The sequence below is a fragment of the Agreia sp. PsM10 genome (assembly GCF_030433855.1).
GTDB lineage: Bacteria > Actinomycetota > Actinomycetes > Actinomycetales > Microbacteriaceae > Agreia.
Genome location: NZ_JARUXC010000002.1, coordinates 224,423 through 240,821, shown reverse-complemented (window position 1 = coordinate 240,821; position 16,399 = coordinate 224,423). Strand labels below are relative to the sequence as shown.

14 protein-coding genes are annotated in these 16,399 nt (G+C 68.0%); 1 reads left to right on the top strand and 13 read right to left on the bottom strand.

Annotated elements, in window-relative coordinates; genetic code table 11:
* Nucleotides 1–6: 6 nt before the first annotated feature.
* Together QCD70_RS03215 and QCD70_RS03210 are read right to left on the bottom strand one after the other, a co-directional pair.
* On the bottom strand, nucleotides 7–765 hold the full coding sequence (locus tag QCD70_RS03215; RefSeq protein WP_301213712.1) for an IclR family transcriptional regulator: 759 nt from the start codon (nucleotides 763–765) through the stop codon (nucleotides 7–9).
* A 2-nt stretch (nucleotides 766–767) separates the two neighbouring features.
* Nucleotides 768–1,943: an adenosylhomocysteinase gene (locus tag QCD70_RS03210; RefSeq protein ID WP_301213711.1), complete on the bottom strand. Its 1,176-nt coding sequence runs from the start codon at nucleotides 1,941–1,943 to the stop codon at nucleotides 768–770.
* Between the two features lie 70 nt (nucleotides 1,944–2,013).
* Here QCD70_RS03210 and uriH point away from each other — a divergent pair, with 70 nt between their 5' ends.
* Nucleotides 2,014–2,961, top strand: a complete 948-nt coding sequence (uriH, locus tag QCD70_RS03205) for a uridine-preferring nucleoside hydrolase UriH (protein ID WP_301213710.1) — start codon at nucleotides 2,014–2,016, stop codon at nucleotides 2,959–2,961.
* A 2-nt stretch (nucleotides 2,962–2,963) separates the two neighbouring features.
* On the opposite strand, the gene QCD70_RS03200 is transcribed toward uriH, so the two are convergent.
* The 11 genes from QCD70_RS03200 to QCD70_RS03150 form a co-directional block, all read right to left on the bottom strand.
* Nucleotides 2,964–3,902, bottom strand: coding sequence for a nucleoside hydrolase (locus QCD70_RS03200; protein WP_301213709.1), 939 nt, complete (start codon nucleotides 3,900–3,902; stop codon nucleotides 2,964–2,966).
* A gap of 120 nt (nucleotides 3,903–4,022) precedes the next feature.
* Nucleotides 4,023–5,108: a BMP family lipoprotein gene (locus QCD70_RS03195; RefSeq protein WP_301213708.1), complete on the bottom strand. Its 1,086-nt coding sequence runs from the start codon at nucleotides 5,106–5,108 to the stop codon at nucleotides 4,023–4,025.
* A 155-nt stretch (nucleotides 5,109–5,263) separates the two neighbouring features.
* Nucleotides 5,264–5,980, bottom strand: a complete 717-nt coding sequence (locus QCD70_RS03190) for a VOC family protein (protein ID WP_301213707.1) — start codon at nucleotides 5,978–5,980, stop codon at nucleotides 5,264–5,266.
* Nucleotides 5,977–7,548, bottom strand: a complete 1,572-nt coding sequence (locus tag QCD70_RS03185; protein ID WP_301213706.1) for an amidohydrolase family protein — start codon at nucleotides 7,546–7,548, stop codon at nucleotides 5,977–5,979. The genes QCD70_RS03190 and QCD70_RS03185 overlap by 4 nt, the downstream gene beginning before the upstream one ends.
* Before the next feature lie 381 nt (nucleotides 7,549–7,929).
* Nucleotides 7,930–9,219: a thymidine phosphorylase gene (locus QCD70_RS03180; protein WP_301213705.1), complete on the bottom strand. Its 1,290-nt coding sequence runs from the start codon at nucleotides 9,217–9,219 to the stop codon at nucleotides 7,930–7,932.
* Between the two features lie 22 nt (nucleotides 9,220–9,241).
* Nucleotides 9,242–9,685 carry a cytidine deaminase gene (locus QCD70_RS03175; RefSeq protein WP_301213704.1) on the bottom strand — a complete coding sequence of 148 codons (444 nt, stop codon included), beginning with the start codon at nucleotides 9,683–9,685 and terminating at the stop codon, nucleotides 9,242–9,244.
* A gap of 10 nt (nucleotides 9,686–9,695) precedes the next feature.
* Nucleotides 9,696–10,979, bottom strand: a complete 1,284-nt coding sequence (locus tag QCD70_RS03170; protein ID WP_301213894.1) for an ABC transporter permease — start codon at nucleotides 10,977–10,979, stop codon at nucleotides 9,696–9,698.
* Between the two features lie 107 nt (nucleotides 10,980–11,086).
* Nucleotides 11,087–12,373: an ABC transporter permease gene (locus tag QCD70_RS03165; protein ID WP_301213703.1), complete on the bottom strand. Its 1,287-nt coding sequence runs from the start codon at nucleotides 12,371–12,373 to the stop codon at nucleotides 11,087–11,089.
* Nucleotides 12,370–13,905, bottom strand: a complete 1,536-nt coding sequence (locus QCD70_RS03160) for an ABC transporter ATP-binding protein (protein WP_301213702.1) — start codon at nucleotides 13,903–13,905, stop codon at nucleotides 12,370–12,372. The genes QCD70_RS03165 and QCD70_RS03160 overlap by 4 nt, the downstream gene beginning before the upstream one ends.
* A gap of 106 nt (nucleotides 13,906–14,011) precedes the next feature.
* On the bottom strand, nucleotides 14,012–15,091 hold the full coding sequence (locus QCD70_RS03155; RefSeq protein WP_301213701.1) for a BMP family lipoprotein: 1,080 nt from the start codon (nucleotides 15,089–15,091) through the stop codon (nucleotides 14,012–14,014).
* A gap of 179 nt (nucleotides 15,092–15,270) precedes the next feature.
* Entirely contained in the window at nucleotides 15,271–16,326 is a 1,056-nt protein-coding gene (locus QCD70_RS03150; protein WP_301213699.1) for a BMP family lipoprotein, read from the bottom strand.
* Nucleotides 16,327–16,399: the final 73 nt, after the last annotated feature.

The window sequence follows — 16,399 nt, the reverse complement described above, 5'->3', positions numbered from 1 at the left end:
ATCAGCCTAGGGCGTCGATGCCGGGAAGAGGCTGGCGGCGATCTGCGAAGCGGTCTCGCGGGCGAGTCGCACCACCTCGTCGACACCGCTCACACTCACCCTCGTCGCGACGTAGGGAACCGTCAGCGCGGCGACGGCACTGCCATCGGGCCTCAGCACGGGGAAGACGACGTCGATCACGCCGGCGTGGAGCTCGTCGCCGCGCTCGACGTGACCCGCCGCGCGAACGGCACCGAGATCGGGCTCCCGCGCATCCGGAACCGAGTCTCGAAAAGCCCTGAGCACCTCGCCGGTCGCCGTCTCGTCGAGCGGGAAGAGTGCGCCCACCCGCACGCGGAATCCGAAGTCGCCGGGACTCTCGACCTGGGCGACGACCCGGGAGAGACCCGCGTCTTCGACGCTGAGGTTGCACGACTGCTCGGTCGCGTCGGCGAGAGCGCGCATCGGGCCGACGGATGCCTGCAGCAGGCCGCGCAGAGGATCGTGACGGTGGGCGAGATCGAACAGCCGCAACGACAGCACGTAGAGCCCCGACTGCGCGTCCCGGTGCACGTAGCCGCGACGCTCGAGGGTGCTGAGCACCCGGAAGATCTGGCTGACGCTGCGCCCGACGCCCGAGGCGACCTGGGCCTGACTGAGGCCTCCGCTCGTGGCGGCGAGGAGTTCGAGGATGTCGAGCCCCTTGTCGAGGGCGGGCGCCGCGTACTCTGGCTCGACTGGCACAGACGTGGCGGGAACAGCAGGCACGGCGGGCACGGCGGGCACGCCTAGAGGCTCGCGCCCATGGCGGCGACCATACGACGCGCGATCTCGCGCTCGAGGTCGTCGGGCACGGGCTGGGCGCCCGCGACCAGGGTGCTCGCGCCGGTCGCGACCCGCTCGAGTGACAGCACCTGCAGCAGGAAGCCGAGATCCATCGAGTCGAGCGAGTTGCCCTTCGGAGCGGTGCCCGCGAGGTTGAACATGCGCCCTCCGGCGATCAGAATGACGTGCCGGCCGTTCGGCAGGTCGATGCGCTCGATGGTGTCGTCGATCGCCCGGGCACCTGCCGCAGCGGTGCGCAGCGACGCCGTGTCGATCTCCCAGGGGAAGTGGCCGCAGTTCGCGAGGATCGCGCCGTCTGACATGCGTTCGATCGCCGACATCGTGAGCACGTTCGCGCGACCGGTCGCCGTGATGAACACCTCTCCCCACTCGGCCAGGCCGTCTGCCGTGTCGACCCGGAATCCGTCGAGGGCCGCCTCGAAGGCCTTCAGCTCGTCGACCTCGGCCACGGCGACTTTTCCGCCGAGTGCGCGCAGGTACTGGGCGACTCCCCGGCCGCACCAGCCGTAGCCGACGACCACGAAACGGCGTCCGGGAATCATGAGGTTCGTGATGCGCATGAAGCTCTCGACGACGGACTGGCCGACCGCGTGCTTGTTCTCGCCCAGTTGCTTCAGCAGGCTGTCGTTGATCACGATGACGGGGAACGGAACCCGCCCGAGAAGCTCGTCGCGCAGTCTGTCGCCACCCGAGGTCGTCTCCTCCGTGCCGCCGATCAGCGACGCTCCCGCGCCGCGGGCCACGATTCCCGCCGCCAGGTCGGCGCCGTTGTCGAGCAGGATGTCGGGGGTCGCGTCGAGCACGGCGGCCACGTTCGCGTGGTGCTGCTCGAGCGTGTCGTCGCGGCGGCCGAAGAGGGTCATGCCCTGATTGCGCAGGTAGGCGACCACGTCGTCCTGCGTTGATCCGTGGTTTCCGGTGCCGACGATCTCGGCGCCGCCGGCCGCGAGGGTCTCGAGAAGGACGGCCGTCTTCGGCTCGATGTGCAGGGACATGCCGATGCGGTGGCCCTCGAAGGGCCTCGACTCGGCGAACTGGCGACGCACTGCCGCGAGCAGGCGCATGCGCGAGCTGATCCACTCGACTCGGGAGGCCGCGGATTCGATGAGGTCTGTCATGACACCCAGTGTTGCATATATGAATGTGACTTTCATATATGCTTGGTAGATCGATTCAGAGGAGTTGTCCATGCCGCGCAAGATCATTCTCGACTGCGACCCCGGTCACGACGACGCGATCGCCATTCTGCTCGCGCACGGCAACCCCGAGATCGACCTTCTTGCCGTGACGACGGTCGTCGGCAACCAGACCCTCGAGAAGGTCACCCGCAACGCCTTGGCCGTCGCGGAGATCGCCGGCATCGTCGGCGTGCCGTTCGCCGCCGGATGCCCGCGGCCGCTCGTGCGCACGATCGAGGTGGCCGCCGACATCCACGGCGAATCCGGCATGGACGGGCCCGTGCTGCCCACCTCGAGTCGCGAACTCGACGGCCGCCACGCGGTCGACCTGATCATCGACACGATCATGGCGAGTGAGCCCGGCGAGATCACGCTGGTGCCGACCGGCGGCCTCACGAACATCGCCCTCGCCGCGCGCAAGGAGCCGCGCATCGTGCCCCGGGTTCGCGAGGTCGTTCTCATGGGCGGCGGCTTCCACGTCGGAAACTGGTCGGCGACGGCCGAGTTCAACATCATCATCGACCCCGAGGCGGCGCACATCGTGTTCAACGAGTCGTGGCCGCTCACCATGGTCGGCCTCGACCTCACCCACCAGGCACTGGCCACTCCCGAGGTCCGGGCGCGCATCGAGGCCATCGACACGACTCCGTCCCGCTTCGTGGGCGAGCTGCTCGACTTCTTCGCGACCACCTACCTCGAGGCGCAGGGCTTCGTCCATCCGCCGGTGCACGACCCGTGCGCGGTGGCGTATGTGATCGACCCGAGCGTCATGACCGTGCGCAAGACGCCCCTCGACGTGGAGCTCACTGGCACGCTGACGCTGGGCATGACCGTCGCCGACTTCCGCTCCCCCGCACCCGACGACTGCACCACCCAGGTGGCGGTCGACCTCGACACCGAGAAGTTCTGGGCTCTGATCGAAGACGCCCTGCGCCGAATCGGAGAACCCGCGCGCTGAGCTCAGGGCAGGCGCGCGATGAGAGCGAGCAAGCGGTCGTAGAACGCGTCCGCATCGACGTCACGCAGATAGGTGATGTTGCGCGGCAGCTCGGTGATCTGCCACCAGTCGGCCGCGAGCATGCCCATGGTGAGCTCGCTCGAGATCTCCACCCGGGCGTTGATGAGGCGGCCCGAGAAGAGCTCCGGATACAGGCAGTACAGGGGAACGACCGGCCCATGCAACGGCGCCCCCTCCCAGCCGTACTTGTCGAGGTCGAATCTCTCCGAGAACGTGAGCAGGCGCTCGATCGCCTGGCCGCAGCGGTTTCCGAGGACGGCGAATCGGTCGAGCCTCTCGCGGGTGTTGCGCAGCTGGTGCGTGACGTCGAGCGGCAGCATGGCGATGGGGATGCCCGACGAGAGCACGACGTCGGCCGCGTGCGGGTCGACGTAGATGTTGAACTCGGCAGTGGGGGTGATGTTGCCGACCTCGAAGTAGGCTCCCGCCATCATGACGATCTGCTTGATCGACGCGGCGATATCCGGGGCCTCGATCAACGCCACGGCCAGCGTCGTCATATTGCACATCTGCAGGACCGTCACCGATCCGAGCGGCGCGGCCCGCAGCATCCGGATGATCGCCGCGACACCCGCTTCGGCCTCGGCCTCGAGACGCGGCTCGGGCAGGTCGTAGCCGTCCATGCCTGTGGCCCCGTGCACGTGCGCCGCCGTGACGAGCTCGCGCACGAGGGGGCGCGGCGCCCCGCGATGGACCCGGATGTCCGTGCGCCCAGTGAGCTCGACCACCTGCAGGATGTTGCGCACAGTGTGGTCGAGCGTCGTGTTGCCCGCCCCCGCCACGATGCCGAGCACGTCGAACTCCTCGGGCGCCGCGAGGATCGCCATGAGGGCCGCGGCCTGTTCCTGGCCGGGATCGGTGATAATGATGGTCGGCCTCATGGGGCGGTCCTTTCGGTGAGGAGAAGCGGGGGTGGGTGAGGTTCCCTGAGCCTGCCCCTTCGGCAGGCTCAGGGAACGAGGGACAGGACTGCCCTTCGACAGGCTCAGGGAACGGACGCGCTACGGAACCGACGGGCTGTCGACGGTGATGTCTCCGTCGACGATCTGCACGCGGAGTGCCTCGATCTCGTCCGCGAGCGCCGGGTCGACCTTCGACTCGTAGTCGTGGAACGGGGAGATGGCCACTCCCCCGTTGGCGAGGGTTCCGATGTACGTCTCCTTCGAGAAGTCGCCGGCCTCGGCGTCCTCGATCACGGTCGCGATCGACAGCGGCATGTCACGGGCGATCGAGGTGAGGAACAGGTCGGAGTACTCGGGCGCGCTGGTGTACATGTCGGTGTCGACGCCCAGCAGAGCGACCGGCGCCGAAGAGTCGCGAATGGCCTCGGCCGTTCCCTGGTAGATGGGTCCGCCCACGGGCAGGATCACGTCGGCGCCCTGCTGGATGAGACCCTCCGAGAGCACCTTGGCCGCGTTGATGTCGGTGAAGTTGCCCGTGAACGAGCCCTCCTGCGTGTCGAAGTCCCAGCCGAGCACCTTAACGTCGGTGCCCTTGTCCTCGTTGTATCGGGCTACTCCCAGGGCGAAGCCGTCCATGTACAGCGTCACGGGCGGGATCTGGGCTCCCCCGAACGTGCCGACCATGCCCGACTTCGAGTAGCTCGCGGCCGCGTAGCCCACGAGGTAGCCCGACTGCGAGGTGTCGAAGAGGATTCCCTTGACGTTCGGCAGGTCGATCGAGTTGTCGTCGATGATGATGAACTCGACGTCGGGGTTGGCCTTCGCCGACTCCTCGGTGGCAGCGGCCAGCAGGTAGCCGGCCGCGACGACGACAGTGCAGCCCTGGTCGACCAGGTTCTGGATGTTCGGAGCGTAGTCGCCCTCGGACGCGGACTCGACCTTGATGTGGTCGGTGCCGAGCGCGTCGGCAGCGTCGGTCACGCCCTGCAGGCCGAGCGCGTTGAACGACTTGTCGTCGAACCCGCCCTCGTCGGAGACGATGCAGGGCAGGAAGTCGCCGGCCGCGGCATCCGTCGAATCGGACTCTGCGGGGGCGGACGAGCAGCTGACGAGAAGCAGCGAGCCGAGCGCGATGGCGGCTGCGCCGGCGGCGGCGCGGCCGCGACGGGTGGTGAATGAAGCCATGGGTGGATCCTCCAGGAGTGCGGTGTGTCGGGTGGTGCGGAAAGGGAGCCGGGTGCGGCAGGTGGGGCGGGTGGGGTTCGTGGATGCGACGGGTCGCGTCGCCGGGGTCAGGGGCGACGGAGGCCCGCGACCGTGGCCCCCATCGGACTGCCCGGTCATCGCGGAGTCTCCACCCAGGCATAGATCTCCCAGATGTACCCGTCGGCGTCGAGGAAATACGTCGATCGCGCACCCCACTCGAACACCGCCGGCGGGCCGCTCGCCTCGAGGCCGCGGTCGAGCAGCGTGCGGTAGAGCTCGTCGACCTGCTCTCCCGTGGGGAGTTCGATCGCGAGCATCAGGTGCCCGGTCGACGGCGCGAGGTCGAGCTCCGACGCCTGGGCGAGCGGCGACTGCAGGTGGGTCGCGCCCTCGTAGAGCGTGAGCGTGACCTCGCCCGCGGAGAGGACGCGGGCGCCCTCGACGGACTCGGTCACCTCGAAGCCGAGCAGCAGCAGGAACTCCGTGGTGGCGTCGAGGTCCGTCACGGTGAGGTCGATCTCGCTCAGGCGCCGGATGCCGTCGGCCGAGTCGCGCAGGCGCAGAACGAAGCCGTCGGGGTCGACGAGCACGCGTCGCCCGCCGGCCCGCTCCAGCGCCTCGGACTCGAGGTCGAGGGTGAGGGAGAACGGCTGACCGGCACCTGCGGGATAGCTCGGGCCGACGGTCTCGGCGATGCTCGGCCTCGTCCACATGGCGAGGCGCGGGCCGGTGCCGAGCACGAAGTCGGCGAAGCGCACGTTGCGCATGCGCCGCTCGAGACCGAGCGCGGAGTAGTAGGCGTCGCTCGCGTCGACATCGCTGATCACGAGGCAGGCGTCGTCGATTCTCATGGTGTGCTCCAGTCGCTGTGCTGAGTCGGAATGGGAGTGCGAAGGTCGGGCTGCTTCAGCGGCCACGGCGTCTGCGACGCCCGACGATGCACCTCTGAGACGAGCGGAACCAGCCGGGCGTTCGCCTCACGCATCCGCTCGCCCTCACTGCAGTAGTGCGCGGCCAGCGTGCGGAACTCTGCGAGGATCGCCGCCTCGTCGACCCGGGTCATCCGGCCGCCCTGCACCACGAGCTCGCCGTCGACCCAGACCTCGGCGATCGACGATCCGTTCTCCGAGAAGACGAGCTGCCGCGCGGTGTCGCCCGCGGGCGTGAAACTCGTGGTCGCCTCGAGGTCGAACACCACGAGGTCTGCGACGCGGCCGGGCTCGAGCGCGCCGACCGTGTCGGGAAGTCCCGTGGCCCGGGCACCTCCGCGCGTCGCTGCCCAGAGAACCTCGTCGCTCGACGGCCAGGTGGCGGGGTCGGGATCCGTGAGGGTGTGCAGCAGCGCGGCCTGCTTCACGACCTCGAGCATGCGCAGCGAGTCGTTGCTCGCGGTGCCGTCCGTTCCGAGGGCGACGGTCGCGTCCTCCTCGTGCAGGCGACGCCAGGGCAGCACGCCCGAGCCGAGTTTGAGGTTCGAGAGGGGATTGTGCACGATCGACGCCGACGACGATCCGAGCAGCTCGATGTCGTTGTCCGTGAGCCAGATGCCGTGCGCCAGGGTCAGGTTCGGGGTATCGAGGATGCCCAGCCCGGCCAGGTGCTCCACGATGGTGGCGTCGTAGCGCTGCTGCCCCACGATCGCCTGCAGCTTCGTCTCGAGGAGGTGCATGTGCAGGACGGCCCCGTACTCCTGTGCGAGCCGAGCGGCCCCGGTCATGAGTTCATCGGTGGAGCGCTGGGGTGCGCTGGGGGCGACCGCGAAGCGCAGGCGACCGTACTCCCGTCCGTGGTGCCGGTCGAAGGCGGCACGGCAGAATCGCAGGAACCTCTCGACCACGTACGGCCCCGTCGATGCGGCCTCGCGGGCCTCGGTCAGCTGGTCGGGCGTGAGCAGCCGATCCACGAAGGGAAGCCGGTCGACCGGCGCGACGTCGGCGATGCCGCCCGTGCAGGTCGCCCTGATGCCGAGCTCGGCGTATGCGTCGAAGACGGCGGCCAGGGACTCCGCTGACTGCGTGGGCAGTTCGCCGACGTCGTCGAGCAGGCTCGTCGTGCCGCCGCGCAGCGCATCCATGCCCGCCACCAGGGTGCGCAGGTAGACCAGCCTGTCGGGAACCGGCACCGCGTCGACCACCGGGTAGGTCTCGAGACTCCACAGCTCGAGCGGCAGGCGCTCGCTCGTGCCCCTGAAGAGCGACTCCCACGAGTGCATGTGGGCGTTCACGAATCCGGGCGTGATGAGAAGGGTCTGCGCGTCGACGACCCGGGCATCCGGCGGCACCTCGAGATCGGGGCCGACGGCAGCGATGATGGCGCCGTCGATCAGCAGGTCTCCGCGGAACGGTCGGGAACGGTTCGCGTCGTCCATCGCGATGAGGGTCGCATTGCGCCAGAGGGTCTTGGTCGCCGGGGGTTTCATGGGTCTCCTTCGGATTCCGGGCGCGCCGAAGGCCCCCATCACGGAGGTGCGTTCAGACGGCCCGGAGAGATCGGGTCGATGGTGTCGCCGGTGCGGCTGTCGCGCGGGCGACCGGATGCGAGGGGTGCGGCTGCGCAGGCCTCACACGGCGACAGACGGCCGGTGCGAGACGGAGCTCTCCCTCGAGACGGAGGCGGCTATGAGCCCAGGCAGTAGACGGAGACGTTGTGCGCACCGCTTCGGCGACGCAGGCAGAACCACGGCATGAAGCTGCGGCTCGCGGCGATCTCGGTCATGTTCTCGACGATAGTGCGCGCGTGTAACAGCGACGTTTCGCCGAGGCAACAAGTGCGTTGCCGCGCAGCTACTCGATCAGCGCGACTACTCGATGCGCTCGGCTACGAGCGGGCCGCGCGGCGTCCACTCGGCGGCTTCGCCGATGCTCCAGGCCCCCTCGACCGCCTCGAGCGCACGCTCGAAACGCTCCGGCTCGTCGGCCGAGAGCGTGAAGAGCGGCTGGCCCGCCTTCACCGTGTCGCCCGGCTTGGCGTGCAGATCGATTCCGGCGGCGTGCTGCACCGGATCCTGCGCACGGGCACGACCGGCTCCGAGCCTCCATGCGGCGATTCCGAAGGGAAGCGCCTCCTGCGTGAGGAGCACACCGTCGCGGTCGGCGGTCACGACGTGGGTCTCCCGCGCGACCGGCAGCGCCGCATCCGGGTCGCCGCCCTGGGCCTCGATCACGCGGCGCCAGGTGTCCATGGCGCGGCCGTCGGCCAGGGCCTTCTCGACGTCGGCGTCGGGCTGGCCGGCGAGGCGCAGCATCTCGCGGGCGAGCGCGATGGTGAGCTCGACCACGTCGGCCGGGCCGCCTCCGGCGAGCACCTCGACCGACTCGCGCACCTCGTTGGCGTTGCCGATGGCGAGCCCGAGGGGAACGTTCATATCGGTGAGCAGCGCCGTGGTCGCCACGCCGGCGTCGTTGCCGAGGTCGACCATGGTGCGGGCCAGCTCGCGCGACTTCTCGATGTCGACCATGAATGCGCCCGACCCGAACTTCACGTCGAGCACGAGCGAATCGGTTCCCTCGGCGATCTTCTTCGACATGATGCTCGAGGCGATCAGCGGAATCGCCTCGACCGTACCCGTGATGTCGCGCAGGGCGTAGAGCTTCTTGTCGGCGGGAGCCAGGCCGGAGCCCGCAGCGCAGATGACCCCTCCGACGTCGCGCAGCTGCGCGAACATCTCGTCGTTCGTGAGGTCGGCGCGCCAGCCAGGAATGCTCTCGAGCTTGTCGAGGGTTCCGCCCGTGTGGCCGAGGCCTCGGCCCGAGAGCTGGGGAACCGCCACGCCGAACGACGCGACCAGCGGCATGAGCGGAAGCGTGATCTTGTCGCCGACGCCACCCGTGGAGTGCTTGTCGACCGTGACCTTGCCGAGGCCTTCGAAGCTCATGCGCTCGCCCGAGGCGATCATGGCGAGGGTGAGGTCGCGGATCTCCTGGCGCTCCATGCCGTTGAGCACGATGGCCATGGCCATGGCGGCCATCTGCTCGTTGCCCACGAATCCGCGGGTGTAGGCGTCGACGAGCCAGTCGATCTCTGCGGTGCTGAGCGTTCCGTGATCGCGCTTGGTGCGGATCAGGTCGACGACGTCGAAGGATTCTGACACGGGGTGGAGCCTTTCGTTGGAGCTAGTGGGTCTCGACGTAGGCCTGCAGCGTGCGCGGGCCGAAGGCATCCGGCAGCACCTCGTCGATCGTGCGGATGCCCGAGACGGTCTGCAGAAGCATGCCGGGAGCCGAGTGCTCGTAGAGCAGCTGGCGGCAGCGGCCGCAGGGCATCAGCGCGTTGCCGTCGCCGTCGACGCAGGTGAAGGCCACGAGGTGTCCGCCGCCCGTCATGTGCAGCGCCGACACGAGGGCGCACTCGGCGCAGAGCGTGAGGCCGTAGCTGGCGTTCTCGACGTTGCAGCCGGAGATGACGCGGCCGTCGTCGACGAGAGCGGCGACCCCGACGGGGAACTTCGAATAGGGCACGTAGGCCTTGGCCATCGCCACGAGCGCCTCGGCCCGCAGCACGCCCCAGTCGATAACCGACTCCTGTTCGATGCCGGATGCCTGCTCGGTGTCGGTCATGTCGGTTCTCCTAAGACTTTATGTACGGTTTTCCGGATGCGGCAGGCCCTCGGACACGGCCGACCACCCCCGCGACCGCGAAGATCGTGACCAGATACGGCAGCATCAGCATGAACTCGCTGGGAACGGGCGATCCGATGATCGAGAGCACACTCTGCAGGTTCGAGGCGAAGCCGAACAGCAGGGCGGCGAGCGTCGCGCGGATCGGATCCCAGCGGCCGAAGATGACGGCCGCCAGGGCGATGAATCCGGCACCGGCCGTCATCTCCTTGTTGAACGATCCGACCGAGCCCATGGTGAAGTACGCACCACCCAGGCCCGCGATCGCTCCGGCGAGCGAGACGTTCCAGAAGCGCGTGCGCGCCACGTTGATGCCCACGGTGTCGGCTGCCTGCGGGTGCTCGCCCACGGCACGGAGGCGGAGGCCCCAGCGCGTCTTGAACAGGGCGAAGAACACCACGGCGACGGCGACGTAGAGGATGTAGACGATGATCGTCTGTCGGAACAGCACGGGGCCGAGAATCGGGATCTCGCTGAGACCGGGGATGGGAAGCCGCGGCAGGCGGATGGTGCCGCTGTTGTTGAGCAGCTCGGTGTTCTTCGACAGCACCTGCGAGTAGAGGAAGCTCGTGAGGCCGGTGACGAGCACGTTGAGCACGACGCCCACGATCACCTGGTCGACGAAGTACTTGATCGAGAAGGCGGCGAGCACGAACGACACGAGCACTCCGGCCGCCATCGCGGAGAGGAGGCCGAGAACGGGCTGGCCCGTGACCGAGGCGACGATGGCCGAGACGAACGCGCCCGCGAGCAGCTGGCCCTCGATCGCCACGTTCACCACTCCGACGCGCTCGGAGATGACGCCTCCGAGAGCACCGAACACGAGCGGCACGCTCAGGCCGACCGCACCGACCAGCAGGCCGGGAACCGGGATCGTGGCGCCCGCCGATGCCCAGGTGAGGAAGCCCACGAGGAACAGCACGGCGAAGACGACGGTGACCCAGAGGCGCACAGGGCGGCTGCGCGACACCAGGAACGCGCTGTAGGCGGCGAGGGCCACGAGCAGAACCGTCAGCACGATGTCCGTGGCGCGGGTGGGCGCCTGGATCGTGGGGATCTGGAAGAAGTCGGAGTCGGTCGAGAGACGGAATCCGCTCGTGCCCTCACGGCCGAAGACCACGAAGAGCAGGATGGCGATGATCGAGAAGATGCCGAACGCGATCGGGGCCTTCCAGCTCTTCACGACGGTCGTCTCGAGTGCCGCCGGCAGCGAATCCGGGTGGTTGTGCTGCAGGGGCGCGTCGGCGACGGCCGTCTTCAGCTCGGTGCGGCTGACGTTCTCGTCGACGATGGGGCGTTCTGCGTTCACGGCGTCTCGTCCTTCGCGGGGGTCGTCGATGCTCACTTGGTCACCGCCGCGGTGGAGGTGCGCGGGCGTCTGAGGCTGACGCCGCTGGGCTTCGGAAGCCGGAACACCGCACGCACGAGCGGCGGCGCGGCGATGAACAGCACGATGAGCGACTGGATGACGACCACGATGTCGATGGGGATGCCCTCCGACGCCTGCATCGCGAATCCGCCGGCCTTGAACGCGCCGAACAGGATGCCCGCGAAGAAGATGCCCCAGGGCTTCGAACGACCGAGCAGAGCGACGGTGATCGCGTCGAATCCGATGCCCGCGTCGATGCCCGAGCTGAATCCGGTGGTGACCGTGCCGAGCACCTGCGCCACGCCGGCGAGGCCGACGAGGCCGCCCGAGAACAGCATCGCGTAGATGTACATCTTGTTCACGCTGATGCCGGCGACGCGGGCGGCGTTCGGGTTCTCGCCCACCGCTCGGAACTGGAATCCGAGGTTCGATCGGTTGAGCAGGTACCAGACGTAGACGGTGGCCGCGATCACGAAGATGAAGCCCCAGTGCAGGTTGAACTGCGGGCCGAGCAGGTCGGGGAAGACCGCCGTCGGCAGCGCCGCCGGCGTCTTGGGGTTGTTCGAGCCGGGAGCCTGGAGCAGGCCGGGCGTCTTGAGCATGAACGAGATGAGGTAGAGGGCCACGAAGTTGAGCATGATCGTGACGATCACCTCGTGCGCGCCCGTGCGAGCCTTGAGCAGACCGACGATTCCACCCCAGACGGCGCCGCCGATGATTCCGGCCGCGACGGCCAGGATCAGGTGCAGTCCGTAGGGCAGCTCGAACGACCAGCTCACCCATCCGGCGCACGCGGCCGCGATGAGCATCTGGCCGCGGCCGCCGATGTTGAAGAGACCGACGCGGAAGGCGAGGCCCACACCGAGACCGGCCGCGATCAGCGGCGTGGCGAAGGTGAGCGTCTCGGTCAGGGGCTTGATCCCCGCGATGAAGCCGGGGCGGCGGAAGTTGTAGACGGCGCCCTGGAACAGCGCCGTGTAGGCACCCGAGACCGAATCCCAGACGGCCTTGACGAGGTCGCCGGGACGGGCGAAGAAGTACCCCGCGGCGGCCGACACCTTGTCGTCGGTGAGGGCGATCAGGATTCCACCGGCCAGCATGGCCAGCACGACCGCAAGCACGGAGATCATGGCGCTGCCGCCGACGATCTCGCGCATCACACCGTGCCAGCGCGGCTCCTCGACGGATGCGTCGGGCTTGGCGGGCGGGGAGGCGACGGGCGGGCCGGATTCGCCGGGTGGGACTGTGGGCTGGCTCACGCTGCCGCTCCTTCGGGTGGGGAGGTGACGGAATCGGGGACTTCGCCGGCCATCATGAGGCCGAGCACATCGCGGGGCGTGTCGCCCGGAACGATGCCCACGATGGTGCCGCGGTACATCACGGCGATGCGGTCGGCGAGCGCGACGACCTCGTCGAGCTCGGTCGAGACGACGATCACGGGGATTCCGGCGTCGCGGGTGGCGACGATGCGCTTGTGCACGAACTCGATCGAGCCGACGTCGATGCCTCGGGTGGGCTGCGCAGCCATGAAGAGGCGCAGATCGCGGCTGAGCTCTCGGGCCAGCACGACCTTCTGCTGGTTTCCGCCGGAGAGGCGGCCGACGGGCGTGGTGATGCCCTGGCTTCGCACGTCGAACTCCTTCGACTTCTGCTCGGCGAATTCGTTGAGGTAGTTGAGCTGCAGGGTGCCCGCCTTGACGAACGGGGGGCCGTCGCTGCGGTCGAGCATGAGGTTCTCCGCGATGGTGAACTCTCCGACGAGTCCGTCCTCCTTGCGGTCCTCCGGCACGAAGCCGATGCCGGATGCGAGCACCTGCTTCACCGAGAGCCCGCGGATCGACCTGCCATCGAGGGTGATGTCTCCGCGCACGCGCGGCTGGAGGCCCATGATCGCCTCGGTGAGCTCGGTCTGGCCGTTGCCCTGCACTCCGGCGATCGCGAGGATCTCGCCCGCGCGCACGTCGAAGCTGACGTTGTTGACGACGAGCTGGCCGTGGGGGTCGATGACCGAGAGGTTGGAGACGACGAAGGCGTCGGCCCCGGGCTGCGCGGGATCTTTGTGCACGGTGAGCTCGACGGCCCGGCCGACCATGAGGGAGGCCAGCTCGGCGTTCGTCGCCGTGGGCGACGCCTCGCCGACGACCTTGCCGAGTCGGATGACCGTGATGCGGTCGGCGACTTCGCGCACCTCTCGCAGTTTGTGGGTGATGAAGACGATGGATGTGCCGGCGGCCTTGAGCTGCCTCATGATCGTCATGAGCTCGTCGGTCTCCTGCGGGGTGAGCACGGCTGTGGGCTCGTCGAACACGAGGACCTTCGCGTCACGCGACAGGGCCTTGATGATCTCGACCCGCTGCTGCACACCGACCGGGAGATCGTCGACCAGCGCATCCGGATCGACATGGAAGCCGAACCTCTCGCTGATCTCGCGAACCTTCTCGCGCGCGGCCCCGAGGTCGAGCACGCCGGCGGCATTCGTCTTCTCGTGGCCGAGCATCACGTTCTCTGCCACCGTGAACACGGGGATGAGCATGAAGTGCTGGTGCACCATGCCGATGCCCGCGGCCATGGCGTCGCCGGGGCCGGCGAAGTGCTGCACGACGTCGTCGAGCAGGATCTCGCCCTCTTCTGCCTTGTAGAGGCCGTAGAGCACGTTCATCAGGGTGGACTTGCCCGCGCCGTTCTCGCCGAGGAGACAGTGGATCTCCCCCGGTTCGATCGTGAGGTCGATGTGGTCGTTGGCCGTGAGGGCGCCGAAGCGCTTCGTGATGCCGCGGAGTTCGAGCTTCATAGGGACAATCTACCCATCCGGTCGATGCGTGAAGAGGGGACTTAACGTGGTCGGGGGACCAGCCGTGGCTGGCCCCCCGATCTCACGCGGGTGGAACTGGGTGCGACTACTCGCTCAGGTACGAGGTGACGGTGATGTCGCCCGAGATGATCTTCGCCTTGATGTCGTCGATCTCGCCCTGGAGCGAGGAGTTGACCTTCGACTCGAAGTCGTGGAACGGCGCCATGCCGACTCCGTCGTTCTCGAGCGTTCCCACGTAGGGCTCGTTGCTGAAGCTGCCCGCGGCGGCGTCGGTGACGACCGCGTTGGTGGCCGTCTTGATGCCCTTGAGGATCGACGTCAGGTAGAGGTCCTTGTAGGTGGGGTCGCTCTCGTAGAGGTCGGAGTCGACGCCGACGAGTGCGATGTCCTTGCCGGACTCCTGGATGGCGACGCCGGCGCTCTGGTAGATCGGTCCGCCGACGGGGAGCAGGATGTCTGCGCCCTGGTCGATGAAGTTCTGAGCGGTCGTCTTCGCGACGTCGTTGGCCTCGAAGCCACCGGTGAAGGTCGCGGAGTCAGGGTTGTCGAGGTCGTAACCCAGAACCTTGACGTCTTTCGACTTCTGCTCGTTGTAGTACTTGACGCCCTGGGCGAAGCCGTCCATGAAGATGGTGACGGTGGGGAAGTTCATGCCGCCCCAGGTCGCGACGATGCCCGACTTGGAGTAGTCGGCGGCCGCGTAGCCCGCGAGGAATGCGGCGCCGGCGGTGTCGAACGTGATCGGCTTGACGTTCTCTGCATCGATGCTCGCGTCGTCGATGATGGCGAACTCGACGTCGCTGTTGGCCTCGGCCGCGGCGGAGGTCGCATCGGCGAGCGCGAAGCCGACCGTGACGATGAGGGAGCAGCCCTGGTCGACGAGGCTCGAGATGTTGGGGGCGAAGTCGGTCTCGGAGTTCGACTCGACCGTCACCGGCTCGACACCGAGCGACTTGGCGGCCTCGTTGAGACCCTCGAAGCCTGCCTGGTTGAACGACTTGTCGTCGAATCCACCGGCGTCGGAGACCATGCAGGGCAGGGCCTCGGCGCCCGAGGCGTCGGTCGAGTCGGTTTCGGCCGGCGCGGATGCGCAACCGGCGAGGAGTGCGGCGAAGCCGAGGGTGGCGATGCCACCCATGGCGGCACGGCGAATGGTCTTGCTCAAGGTGTCCTCCAAGGATTGCCCCACTTCAGATGCGGAGCGCAGGGGCTGTGTGGTCTCTCACGTTACCCAATGTGACGCGGGGCTTGCGGCCCGCGGACGGCATCGCGGCCCAGTCGTTACAAAGACGCGTTCGCGCCGAAACAACCCCGAAATGTTCACCGGAGAAAAGCCCCGAGAGACTACGGCGTGCTGGGGCTGGTGACCTCGAGTGCGCCCGACACGATGTCGTTCTCGAGCCCGTCGAGCTCGGCCTGCAGATCGGCCGATACCGCCGCAGCCTTGTCGTGATAGGGAGCCAGGGCCACTCCCCCGTTCTCGAGGGTTCCCACGAACGGGGTGTTGTCGAACGTGCCGTCGAGGTCGTCTCCCACGATCTGCACGACGGCGTCGCCGGTGTTCTTGAGCACGCTCGTCAGGATGATGGGCTTGTACGACGAGGGCAGTGTCTCGTAGCCGTCGTTGTCGACCCAGATGATCGACACGTTCGGGTTCTCGAGGGCGGCGGCCGCCGCACCCTCACCGACCTGGCCTGCGACCGGGAGGATGACGTCGGCACCCTGATCGATGAAGGCCTGCGTCGTGACCTTGCCCTTGTTGATGTCCTCGAAGTCGCCCGTGAACACGCCGTCCTGGGCGTCCTTGTTCCAGCCGAGGGCCTGGACCGCCGTGCCGTGCACCGCGTTGTATTTGGCGACGCCGTCGACGAATCCGTCCATGAACAGGGTCACGGGAGGCTGGTTGCCGCCGCCGAACGTGGCGACCTTGCCCGTCGCGCTCGTTCCCGCGGCCAGGTAGCCGGCGAGGAAGGCCGCCTGCGCCGTGTCGAAGACGATCGGCTTGATGTTCTCACCGTCGACCTGCTCGTCGACGATCGCGAAGTGCACGTCGGGGTTGGCCTTCGCCTCGGCCGAGGTCGCGTCGGCGAGCTCGTAGCCGACCGTGAGCACGAACTGGCATCCGCTGTCGACCGCCTGGGTCACGTTCGGGGCCAGGTCGGTCTCGTTCGTCGACACGATGACCTCGGCGTCGATCGAGAGATCGGTCTTGGCCTTCTCGAGACCCTCCCAGCTGGACTGGTTGAACGAGCGGTCCTCTAGACCGCCGGAGTTGGTGACCATGCGCGCGCAGTAGTGGCTGGCCGTCTCGGTCGTCTCGGGTGCCGGGGCGCATCCGGCCAGAACCAGGGCCGAGGCGGCCAGAACGACGACGGAGCGCAGGACGGTTGAGGTCGACATAGCCAAAAGACTAGTCGGTGGCCCGTTCCCTGAGCTTGTCGAAGGGGCCCTTCGACAAGCTCAGGGAACGATG

Bases quoted from the DNA above. Each gene is read 5' to 3' on its own strand.
- QCD70_RS03160 (WP_301213702.1), bottom strand. From the start codon at position 13,905: ATGAAGCTCGAACTCCGCGGCATCACGAAGCGCTTCGGCGCCCTCACG.
- QCD70_RS03175 (WP_301213704.1), bottom strand. From the start codon at position 9,685: ATGACCGACACCGAGCAGGCATCCGGCATCGAACAGGAGTCGGTTATC.
- QCD70_RS03210 (WP_301213711.1), bottom strand. From the start codon at position 1,943: ATGACAGACCTCATCGAATCCGCGGCCTCCCGAGTCGAGTGGATCAGC.
- QCD70_RS03200 (WP_301213709.1), bottom strand. From the start codon at position 3,902: ATGAGGCCGACCATCATTATCACCGATCCCGGCCAGGAACAGGCCGCG.
- QCD70_RS03185 (WP_301213706.1), bottom strand. From the start codon at position 7,548: ATGAAACCCCCGGCGACCAAGACCCTCTGGCGCAATGCGACCCTCATC.
- uriH (WP_301213710.1), top strand. From the start codon at position 2,014: ATGCCGCGCAAGATCATTCTCGACTGCGACCCCGGTCACGACGACGCG.
- QCD70_RS03150 (WP_301213699.1), bottom strand. From the start codon at position 16,326: ATGTCGACCTCAACCGTCCTGCGCTCCGTCGTCGTTCTGGCCGCCTCG.
- QCD70_RS03190 (WP_301213707.1), bottom strand. From the start codon at position 5,980: ATGAGAATCGACGACGCCTGCCTCGTGATCAGCGATGTCGACGCGAGC.
- QCD70_RS03195 (WP_301213708.1), bottom strand. From the start codon at position 5,108: ATGGCTTCATTCACCACCCGTCGCGGCCGCGCCGCCGCCGGCGCAGCC.